Here is a 7,544-nt window from a genome sequence, read left to right as displayed (position 1 = left end):
CCACTCGGCGACGGCCACCATCCGCTCGCGCTCCGCGGCGGGACGGGCCAGCGCACGCTCGACGCCCCGGAGGTACCGGTCGGCCTCGCGCCGCACCAGCGCGCGGGCCAGGCCGTCCTTGGAACCGAACTCGTTGTAGAGGGTCTGCCGGGAGACCCCGGCCGCGGCCGCCACATCCACCATGCGCACCCCGGACCAGTCGCGGTCGGTGAGGGCCGCGAGGGCGGAGTCGAGCAGGGATTCGCGCGCTGCGGGCATCGTCGCCTCCCGGGCGGTACGGCTCCGCGCTCGGAGCGGTACGGCACTGCGCTCAGAGTTGACGGAGGCCGCGGGGGTGTCAATACCCGTGCCGCTGCCCGGCGCGGCAGCACGGCCGGCCGCGCGTCCGGCAGGGCCCTGTGGCTCGATCGGGGGCCCGGTGGATACTGTGACGACCATGCCCGACTACCACGATGATCTGCGCCTCGCCCATGTCCTCGCGGACGCCGCCGACGCGGCGACCATGGACCGGTTCAAGGCCCTCGACCTGAAGGTCGAGACGAAGCCGGACATGACCCCCGTGACGGAGGCCGACAAGGGCGCCGAAGAGCTGATCCGCGGACAGCTCCAGCGGGCCAGGCCCCGCGACGCGATCCTCGGCGAGGAGTACGGCCTGTCGGGCACCGGCCCGCGCCGCTGGATCATCGACCCGATCGACGGCACCAAGAACTACGTACGCGGCGTCCCGGTCTGGGCCACCCTGATCGCGCTGGCCGTGGCCGGCGATGACGGCCACGAACCGGTCGTCGGTGTGGTCTCCGCGCCCGCGCTCGGCCGCCGCTGGTGGGCGGCGAAGGGCGGCGGCGCGTACACCGGGCGCAGCCTGACGTCGGCCACCCGGCTGCAGGTCTCCAAGGTCTCCAAGGTCCCCGACGCCTCGTTCGCCTACTCGTCCCTGGGCGGCTGGGACGAGCAGGGACGGCTCGACGGCTTCCTGGATCTGACCCGGGACTGCTGGCGCACCCGGGGGTACGGGGACTTCTGGCCGTACATGATGGTCGCCGAGGGTTCGGTCGACATGTGCGCGGAGCCCGAGCTGTCGCTCTGGGACATGGCGGCCACGGCCATCGTCGTCCAGGAGGCCGGTGGCGAGTTCACCAGCCTGGACGGGGTGCGCGGTGTCGAGGGCGGCAACGCGGCCGCCTCCAACGGACTGCTCCACGGCGAGCTGCTGAGCTATCTGCGCGGCTGAACGCGGCTGAACACCGCACAGCCGCCCAGGACTTCACCCTCCCGGACCCTTGCCGGGTTCACGAGCTGATGCGACTCTGAGAGTCCCCACTTGTGAACTTGTGAATTCACGCGCATGCTGGATTCCCCAGGAGGTGGCACTCGCCATGTTCGTCCGCGACGCCATGAGCACGGTGGTCCTCACCATCGGACCCGCCCACACACTCCGCCAGTCCGCCGCCCTGATGTCGGCCCGCCGTATCGGCGCCGCCGTCGTCCTCGACCCCGACACCTGCGGAGTCGGCATCCTCACCGAGCGCGACATCCTCGACGCCGTCGGCGGCGGCCTCGACCCCGACCGGGAGACCGCGGGCACCCACACCACCATGGACGTGGTCTTCGCCGCGCCCTCCTGGACCCTGGAGGACGCGGCCGAGGCGATGTCGAACGGCGGCTTCCGCCATCTGATCGTGCTCGACGGCGCAGGCCCGGTCGGCATCGTGTCGGTGCGCGACATCATCCGGTGCTGGGCCCCGGACCGGAACGAGAGCGCGGCGCTGGTCACCTCCTGACGCGGACGGCCCGGATCAGCACGGGCGGCCGGACGGCTCCTGACACGGGCGGCCGGACACGCAGAAGGGCCGGATCAGCACGGGCGGCCGGACACGCAGAAGGGCCGGACCCCGGCGGGGATCCGGCCCTCCTCAGGCTCGCCGCTCACCGGCGCGCCGGCTTACGACCGCGGTTCAGGCGCGCAGGGCCTGGACCGCCGCTTCCAGCCGCTTGCCGAGGTCACCGTCGGCCTGGCGGAAGTTGTTGACCGCGCGCTCGGCGATGTCGTCCCGCGAGACCTGCGAGATGAAGCCGGCCAGGTTCTCGATGAGCCTGCCCTTCTCGTCCTCGGTCATCTGGCGGTAGAGGTTGCCGGGCTGGACGAAGTCGTTGTCCTCCGCGTGGCTCGGCGCCGGGTGGTTGCCCGTGACGCCGCTGACCTGGGTGGACTTCCAGAGCTGCTGGTCCGTCTGGAAGGGGCCGCCGAAGCTGTTCGGCTCGTAGTTCTTGGTGCCCTTGTGGCGGCCGTCGTACAGCACGCCGTCCCGGTAGTTGGTGTTCGCCTCGACGGCGTGCGGGCGGTTCACCGGCAGGTGGTCGGCGTTGATGCCGACGCGGTAGCGGTGCGCGTCGCCGTACGCGAAGAGACGGCCCTGGAGCATCTTGTCCGGCGAAGGACCGATGCCGGGAACGAAGTTGGCCGGCGAGAAGGCGGACTGCTCGACCTCGGCGAAGATGTTCTCCGGGTTGCGGTTGAGCTCCAGCTTCCCGATCTCGATCGGCGGGTAGTCCTCGTGCGGCCAGACCTTGGTCAGGTCGAACGGGTTGAAGCGGTACGTGGCCGCGTCGGCCGCCGGCATGACCTGGATCTGCACGGTCCAGGACGGGAAGTCACCGCGCTCGATGGACTCACGCAGGTCGCGCTGGTGGCTGTCGGGGTCCACACCCGAGAGACGGTTGGCCTCGTCGGTGGTGAGGTTCTTGATGCCCTGGTCGGTCTTGAAGTGGTACTTGACCCAGAAGACCTCGCCGTCGGCGTTGTTCCACTGGTACGTGTGCGAGCCGTACCCGTTCATGTGGCGGAACGACGCCGGGATGCCGCGGTCACCGAAGAGCCAGGTCACCTGGTGGGTCGACTCGGGGCTGAGGCCCCAGAAGTCCCAGACGTTGTCCGCCTCCTGCGAACCGGTGTACGGGTCGCGCTTCTGGGTGTGGATGAAGTCGGGGAACTTGATGGCGTCCTTGATGAAGAAGACGGGCGTGTTGTTCCCGACCAGGTCGTAGTTCCCCTCCTCCGTGTAGAACTTCAGCGCGAAACCGCGGGGGTCACGCACCGCGTCCGCCGAGCCGAGGTTGCCCGCGACGGTGGAGAAGCGCAGGAAGGTCTCGGTCTGCTTGCCGACCTCGGAGAGGAACTTCGCACGCGTCCACTGCGAGACATCGCGGGTCAGCGTGAAGGTGCCGTACGCGCCGGCGCCGCGGGCGTGCACGATGCGCTCCGGGATGCGCTCACGGTTGAAGTGCGCGAGCTTCTCGAGGAGCAGCTGGTCCTGCACCAGGACCGGACCGCCGGCGCCCGCGGTCTCACTGTTCTGGTTGTCGGCCACCGGAGCTCCGGTCTCCGTGGTGAGTGGTCCCTGCGTCACGAGCGCCTCCTGCGTCATTCCTGGTCTGTCCTGTCCCTTGGCGTGTGCCGTTCCCGATCCTACGATGGACTTTGTCTAAGTCAAGTGATAGTCCAAAGTCACATCCATTCGGGACTCGACCCCTTCTCCTGTTAGGCTGGACCTTATGAGTGACCTGTTGGAACGCCTGCGCGACCGCGGCTGGCGGATGACCGCCCAGCGTCGCGTCGTGGCCGAGGTCCTCGACGGGGACCACGTTCATCTGACCGCCGACGAGGTGCACGCCCGCGCCGTATCGAGGCTGCCGGAGATCTCCCGGGCGACGGTCTACAACACCCTGGGCGAGATGGTCGTCCTCGGTGAGGTGATCGAGGTCTCCACGGACCGCCGCGCCAAGCGGTACGACCCGAACGCCCACCGGCCGCACCAGCACCTGGTCTGCGCCCAGTGCGGCTCCATCCGCGACGTACACCCGGCGGGCAACCCGCTGCGGGACCTGCCGGACACGGAGCGCTTCGGCTTCACGATCTCCAACGTCGAGGTGACGTACCGGGGGATCTGCCCCGCCTGCGCCTCAGCCTGACCGGTCGCCCGACCGGTCCACACCAGCACATCCGACGGAGCCCCGGGGCGGACACCCCCGGGGCTCCGTCGCGTGCACACACCCTTCCGCCACCCTTCCGCCGGTCCCTCCACCGTGTGCACGCCTCTTCCAGTATCTGACGACCCGTCATATCCTCTGCGGCGATCACCCGTTCACCACCTCCGCAAGGAGAAACCGTGGGAGACCCGCACCCGCCCCCACCCACCCCGGGACCGGCGCCCGACAGATCGCCCAAGCTCCGCGCCCGGTCCCTCGCCCGCACCTTCGGCCGCGGCCGCACCGCCCTGGACGCACTCGGACCGGTGGATCTGGACATCGCCCCCGGCGAGTTCACCTGCATCGTCGGCCCGTCGGGCTGCGGCAAGTCCACCCTGCTGCGCATCGCGGCCGGGCTGCTGCGCCCCAGCACCGGCGAGCTGGCCATCCGTACCGCATCCGCCCGCCCGGCCGCGATGATCTTCCAGGACTACGGCATCTACGACTGGAAGAACGTCCTGGCCAACGTCAGGTTCGGCCTCGACATCCAGCGCGTCCCGCGCAAGGAGGCCGACCGCCGCGCCCGCGACTGGCTGGCGCGCATCGGCCTGGCCGACTTCGCGGACGCCTACCCCGCGGCCCTCTCCGGCGGTATGCGCCAGCGCGTCGCCATCGCCCGCGCGCTCGCCGTCGAGCCCGAAATCCTGCTGATGGACGAGCCGTTCGCCGCCCTCGACGCTCAGCTGCGGACCATCCTCCAGGACGAGCTGCTCGAACTCACCCAGACCACCCGCACCACAGCCCTCTTCATCACCCACAGCCTCGAAGAGGCGATCGTCCTGGGCGACCGCGTCCTGGTGATGTCCGCACGCCCCGGAAGGATCATCGCCGAGCGCCGGCCGCCCTTCCCCCGGCCCAGGTCCGGTGACATCCGCTCGGCGCCCGAGTTCACCGGGCTGAAGTCCGAGCTGTGGGAGCTGCTGCGCGGCGAGGTACGCGGAGAGGCGGTCCCCGTATGAGTACCGCGGTCAAAGCGCCGAAGGACGGCCTGCTGGTCAGACGGCCGGGTCCGCAGGAGCTGCACCCCGTCCGCACCCACCGCAGGCGCCGCACCCTGGAACTGGCACTGGCCGTCGCCGTACCCGTCGTCCTGATCCTGCTCTGGCAGCTGGCTGCGGACGGATCCTGGATCGACGACCGCGTCTACCCCGCGCCCTCCACCATCCTTTCGGACGGCTGGGACCGCGCGGCCCGCGGCGTGCTCTGGCCCGATGTGTGGGCCACGCTCAAGCGGGTGCTCGGCGGCTATGCGATCGGCACGGTGTCGGGGTACGTCCTCGGCCTGCTGATGGGCTCGCTGGCGCTCGTACGGGCCGCGCTCGAACCGCTCCTCGACGCACTGTACGTGGTCCCGAAGCTCGCCCTGCTGCCGGTCTTCCTCAACATGTTCGGCCTCGGCGAGGGCCCGCAGATCGCGCTGGTCGCCGCCACGGTCTTCTTCTTCGTCTGGATCTCCACGATGGCGGCGGTGCTCGCCGTACCCGCCGGGCACCGCGACGCCGGGCAGGTCTTCGGCGCATCGCCCTGGCAGATGTTCCGGCACGTCCTGCTGCCCGCCTCACTGCCCGCGGTGCTGGTCGGCGCCCGGATCGCGGCGGGTGTGGCGGTGCTCGTCATCGTCGCGTCGGAACAGATCGCGGCCTCCAACGGCCTCGGCCACCTGATCTTCGACTCCCGCGCGCTCTTCCAGAACGACGTGATGTTCGTCGGGATCGTCTGTGTGGCCGTGCTCGGGGTGCTCTTCTCCGAACTGGTACGGATCGCCGGACGGCTGCTCACCCCCTGGGCCCCGCGCGACCGCGGCCGCAGCCAGTCCTGAACCGGCCCCGTTCCCGACGCGGCCCGCCCACAGCCCCGATGTCCGTACGTACGGAGGCTCCATGCGTATCAGCACGCTCTGCGCCACCCTGCTCGTCGCCGGTTCCCTGCTCGCCTCCGCCGGGTGCGCGAAACACAGCGCCGACGGCCCGGCGGCCGCCCCCAAGCCCCGCCCGGTGCGAGCCGTCGCGGGCTGCGCCAAGGGCTGGACCGACCCGGCCGACCTCGCCCCCGGCCGTGCACCGGCCCGCTGCGTCAAGGGCGCGCCCGCTCCCCGGCCGCTGACGAAGAAGCGCAAGCTGGTCCTCGCGACCGGCACACTGGCGGCGGAGTACGTGGCTCCGCTCGAAGTGGCGGTCGAGAAGGGCGAGTTCAAGAAGGAGGGGCTGGACGTCCAGCTGAAGGTGCTGCCGACCCCCGACGCGCTCCCGCTGCTCGCCAAGGGCGATATCGACGCCCAGTGGGCGGCGCCGGAGGCAGCCGTGATGAACGGCATCAGGGGCGGCTTCGACATCAAGTGGGTCGCCGGGAACTTCTCCCCCGACCCGGCGTCCAAGAGCGGCCTGTGGGCCCGGCTCAAGGACGGTGAGACCCCTTCGTCGGTGACCATGAAGGGCCGGAAGATGGGCACGATGATCGGCAAGGGCTCGGTCGTCACCTATGCGATGGAGAAGGCCCTGCAGAAGCACGGCGGCGGTCTCGACTCGATCGGCTTCCAGCAGCTCGGCTCGGCGGACGTCCTGACAGCACTGCAGAACGGCGGAGTCGACTCGGCCTGGCTGCTCGACCCCGTCTGGCGCAAGGTCGACGGGAACGCGAAGTACACCTTCCTCGGCGGCCAGCCGCTGGGCGAACCGCTCGGCGGGCTGCTCTTCGGCCCGAATCTGCTGACCAAGGACCCGGACGCGGGCGTCGCCTTCCTGCGCGCCTACATCCGGACCGTGGACACCTACTTCTCCGGCGACTACAAGGCCGACAAGGGCTTCACGGCCTCGCTGGCCAAGCTGCTCAAGACCGACGAGTCGGTGCTGACGTCGACGCCGTCGCTCCGGATGGACTGGGAGATCCGCAAGGGCACGACGGACCGGCTGCAGAAGGCGTACCGGGACGCCGGGGTCGCACAGGGCGACCCGCTACCTGAGGACAAGGTGGTGGACCGCGCGCTGTACGAGGAGGCGGTCGGGCACAAGGGCTGAACATGCCGAAGGCCCGGACTCTTCCGAGTCCGGGCCTTCGGTCTTCAGTAGCGGGGACAGGATTTGAACCTGCGACCTCTGGGTTATGAGCCCAGCGAGCTACCGAGCTGCTCCACCCCGCGCCGTTGTGTTCGTAACTGTACGTGGGGCCGCCGACCAGTGCAAATCCGTTCCCGCGGTCCTGCCCCGACGGGCACGGGGGACGTGAGTGGTGCGGGGTCCGCACGAGGTACAGGGTCCGCACGGGGTACGGGGTCCGCACGAGGTGCGAGGTCGGCACGGGGTACGGGGTCCGCACGAGGTGCGAGGTCGGCACGGGGTACGGGGTCCGCACGAGGCGCGAGGTCGGCACGAGGCGCGAGGTCCGCACGAGGCGCGGCCTGCCGCGGGACCAGTGCGGCCCGCCGGTGGGACGGTCGGACCTGTGCGGCCCGCCGGGGAGAGCGGCCGGCCGCACACGTCACGCGGTGAGTTCCTGGCGCAGCGCCTCGCTGAGCCGCGCCG

Annotated in this window: 8 protein-coding genes and 1 tRNA gene; 6 read left to right on the top strand and 3 right to left on the bottom strand. The window is 70.5% G+C overall.

What is annotated here, in order from left to right:
• Window positions 1-258, bottom strand: a 258-nt coding sequence (locus G3I19_RS32565; protein WP_164267315.1) for a helix-turn-helix domain-containing protein, incomplete at its 3' end; no start/stop codon positions are given.
• Between the two features lie 178 nt (window positions 259-436).
• Here G3I19_RS32565 and hisN point away from each other — a divergent pair.
• Window positions 437-1,231 carry a histidinol-phosphatase gene (hisN, locus tag G3I19_RS32560; RefSeq protein WP_164267314.1) on the top strand — a complete coding sequence of 265 codons (795 nt, stop codon included), beginning with the start codon at window positions 437-439 and terminating at the stop codon, window positions 1,229-1,231.
• 145 nt (window positions 1,232-1,376) lie between these two features.
• A complete protein-coding gene (locus G3I19_RS32555) occupies window positions 1,377-1,781 on the top strand; it encodes a CBS domain-containing protein (RefSeq protein ID WP_164267316.1) in 405 nt (134 codons plus the stop codon).
• A 174-nt stretch (window positions 1,782-1,955) separates the two neighbouring features.
• On the opposite strand, the gene G3I19_RS32550 is transcribed toward G3I19_RS32555, so the two are convergent.
• Window positions 1,956-3,425: a catalase gene (locus G3I19_RS32550; protein ID WP_164267313.1), complete on the bottom strand. Its 1,470-nt coding sequence runs from the start codon at window positions 3,423-3,425 to the stop codon at window positions 1,956-1,958.
• Window positions 3,426-3,552: 127 nt separating this feature from the next.
• Here G3I19_RS32550 and G3I19_RS32545 point away from each other — a divergent pair, with 127 nt between their 5' ends.
• From G3I19_RS32545 to G3I19_RS32530, 4 genes are all read left to right on the top strand, one after another.
• Complete coding sequence (locus G3I19_RS32545) at window positions 3,553-3,969, top strand: Fur family transcriptional regulator (RefSeq protein WP_164267312.1); 417 nt, start codon at window positions 3,553-3,555, stop codon at window positions 3,967-3,969.
• Between the two features lie 197 nt (window positions 3,970-4,166).
• The gene (locus G3I19_RS32540) at window positions 4,167-4,985 is read left to right on the top strand and encodes an ABC transporter ATP-binding protein (protein WP_164267311.1); all 819 of its coding nucleotides are present in this window, start codon (window positions 4,167-4,169) and stop codon (window positions 4,983-4,985) included.
• Window positions 4,982-5,845, top strand: a complete 864-nt coding sequence (locus G3I19_RS32535; protein ID WP_164267310.1) for an ABC transporter permease — start codon at window positions 4,982-4,984, stop codon at window positions 5,843-5,845. Before G3I19_RS32540 ends, G3I19_RS32535 begins: the two co-directional genes overlap by 4 nt.
• A 61-nt stretch (window positions 5,846-5,906) precedes the next feature.
• The gene (locus tag G3I19_RS32530; RefSeq protein ID WP_164267309.1) at window positions 5,907-7,040 is read left to right on the top strand and encodes an ABC transporter substrate-binding protein; all 1,134 of its coding nucleotides are present in this window, start codon (window positions 5,907-5,909) and stop codon (window positions 7,038-7,040) included.
• Window positions 7,041-7,088: 48 nt separating this feature from the next.
• Here G3I19_RS32530 and G3I19_RS32525 read toward each other — a convergent pair.
• Window positions 7,089-7,162: transfer RNA gene (locus G3I19_RS32525), tRNA-Met, on the bottom strand.
• Window positions 7,163-7,544: the final 382 nt, after the last annotated feature.

Source organism: Streptomyces sp. SID10853, assembly GCF_010548145.1.
In the GTDB taxonomy this organism is placed as follows: Bacteria; Actinomycetota; Actinomycetes; order Streptomycetales; family Streptomycetaceae; genus Streptomyces.
The sequence above is the reverse complement of the archived record's forward strand: the minus strand, read 5'-3'. Positions and strand labels throughout refer to the sequence as shown.

Bases quoted from the DNA above. Each gene is read 5' to 3' on its own strand.
- G3I19_RS32555 (WP_164267316.1), top strand. From the start codon at position 1,377: ATGTTCGTCCGCGACGCCATGAGCACGGTGGTCCTCACCATCGGACCC.
- G3I19_RS32535 (WP_164267310.1), top strand. From the start codon at position 4,982: ATGAGTACCGCGGTCAAAGCGCCGAAGGACGGCCTGCTGGTCAGACGG.
- G3I19_RS32530 (WP_164267309.1), top strand. From the start codon at position 5,907: ATGCGTATCAGCACGCTCTGCGCCACCCTGCTCGTCGCCGGTTCCCTG.
- G3I19_RS32550 (WP_164267313.1), bottom strand. From the start codon at position 3,425: ATGACGCAGGAGGCGCTCGTGACGCAGGGACCACTCACCACGGAGACC.
- hisN (WP_164267314.1), top strand. From the start codon at position 437: ATGCCCGACTACCACGATGATCTGCGCCTCGCCCATGTCCTCGCGGAC.
- G3I19_RS32545 (WP_164267312.1), top strand. From the start codon at position 3,553: ATGAGTGACCTGTTGGAACGCCTGCGCGACCGCGGCTGGCGGATGACC.